This is a genomic window from Shewanella sp. AC34-MNA-CIBAN-0136 (assembly GCF_040309945.1).
GTDB lineage: Bacteria > Pseudomonadota > Gammaproteobacteria > Enterobacterales > Shewanellaceae > Shewanella.
Window position 1 is genome coordinate 1 of sequence record NZ_JBEOPJ010000071.1, and the last position, 274, is coordinate 274.

The 274-nt window shown below is 46.4% G+C and carries 1 protein-coding gene; it reads left to right on the forward strand.

What is annotated here, in order from left to right:
• On the forward strand, positions 1-274 hold a 274-nt coding region (locus tag AAEY94_RS20705), incomplete at both ends, for a histidinol dehydrogenase (protein WP_350979921.1).

The following is a 274-nucleotide window of genomic DNA, read 5'->3' on the forward strand; positions in this document are numbered from 1 at the left end:
ACCTAAAGGTATTAAATTATCGACCCAACCGGGCGTTGTGTGTGAACTGAAATATCAAGCCATCGAAGCTGTTGGTATATATGTACCCGGTGGCAGTGCTCCACTGCCATCGTCGGTTATTATGCAAGGTGTATTAGCCCAATTAAGCGGTGCAAAAACCGTTGTACTTGCTACCCCCGTACAAGGCGATAAAGCCATTAACCCCGCTATTTTATACGCAGCAAAATTATGCGGCATTACCACGCTAATAGAAAGTGGTGGCGCAGGCGCAATT